General features: G+C 49.8%; 1 protein-coding gene. It reads left to right on the forward strand.

Annotation, left to right across the window (positions count from 1 at the left end; translation table 11 throughout):
* Nucleotides 1–124: 124 nt before the first annotated feature.
* The gene (locus tag ADIS_RS08925; RefSeq protein WP_010854125.1) at nucleotides 125–1,387 is read left to right on the forward strand and encodes an IS4 family transposase; all 1,263 of its coding nucleotides are present in this window, start codon (nucleotides 125–127) and stop codon (nucleotides 1,385–1,387) included.
* Nucleotides 1,388–1,451: the final 64 nt, after the last annotated feature.

The raw sequence follows: 1,451 nt of genomic DNA on the forward strand, positions 1-1,451 counted from the left end.
TAGTGGTGTCCGAGAAAATCGGAGAATGAATTCTGATCACTTAGAATAGTACAAATTTAGGGGCAGGACTTTGAAAAGCCCCGCCCCTTGGTTAATGTTGTAATCACGACAAAACAAATTAACCATGGGCAAAAATACCTCCAATAAATGTTCCCTTCCAATTCTCGGACAGCTTTTGTCATTCATCCCCAGGGAACTGGTCAAACAGAGCGTTGAACAATACCAGTCCGACAAGTGGTACAAGAGGGTAAAAACCTGGGATCAGTTCGTTTTCATGCTTTATGGGGTGTTGACGGGGAGCTCCACCTTGCGTGAGATTATCAAGAATTTCATGCTGATGGGCGACAAACTGGCCCATTGCGGCATTTTCAGCATACCCAAGCGCAGCAGTGTCTCCGATGCCAACTCGCACAGGTGTGCGGATGTGTTCGGACACCTGTACATGCTTCTTTACGGCCACTACAGGGATTATTTGTCGGACAGCTATCTGTCCCTGAAGATCAACGGGGAGGTTGCCCCCAGCACCGTCGAGATATTTGACTCGACGGTGGTGACCCTTTTCAGGGAGGTGTTCAAGGCATGCGGAAGGCTTCCCTTGGACGGCAGGAAAAAAGGCGGCCTGAAGGCCTTCACCAAGATAACGCTTTCCGAAAGGGTCCCCAACTTCATCTGCCTGAAGGCCGCGGCCACCAACGAAAAGGTGTTCCTCTCCATGCTTGACCTTGCCAAAGGCACCATCGCCGTGTTCGACAAGGGCTTCCAGAAGTTCGGCCAATATGCCGAATGGACGCAGAAAGGTGTGTTTTTCCTTACCATGATGAACAAAAACGCCAGATTCACCCTCCTGGAGCAGAGGAAGCTGGAGGAAGCCTGTGAGTCGGGTGTGCAGATGGATGCCGTCATCGAGCTGGAGTACCAGTGCGGCCAGCAGGGCACCCGAAAAACCAGGGCCAGGATGGTCACCTACATTGACCCTGCCAGCGACAAAAGGATGGTGTTCCTGACCAACCTAATGGACCTCAAGGCAATGACGGTATGCATGCTCTACAAAAACAGGTGGACCATTGAGCCACTTTTCAGGCAACTCAAGCAGAACTTCGAGCTCACCTATTTCCTCTCAGACAGCGAGAACGGCATAAAAACCCAGATATGGGTCGCCCTGATACTGAACCTTGTCTTTACGGTAATCCATAAAATGACCAAAGAGGCCGAGGATTTTTCCACCATGGTCAAACTGGCGGCAAAACATACGGCCAGCTACGTAAACCTGCTGGTTTTCCTGAGGTTGTCAACAACCCAGCTCAGCAGGGAACTTGACAATCTTGAAAATGTACAACTGGACCTGTTTGCACAGAAAAGAGGGGGTGGTTTTCAAAACTCAAGCTAAACAGCCCAAATCAGCCAAAAACCGCAGGTTTTTGGCTATCTTTAAAATTAGTCGGACGCCAATA

The sequence above is a fragment of the Lunatimonas lonarensis genome, assembly GCF_000390185.1.
GTDB classification, from domain to species: domain Bacteria; phylum Bacteroidota; class Bacteroidia; order Cytophagales; family Cyclobacteriaceae; genus Lunatimonas; species Lunatimonas lonarensis.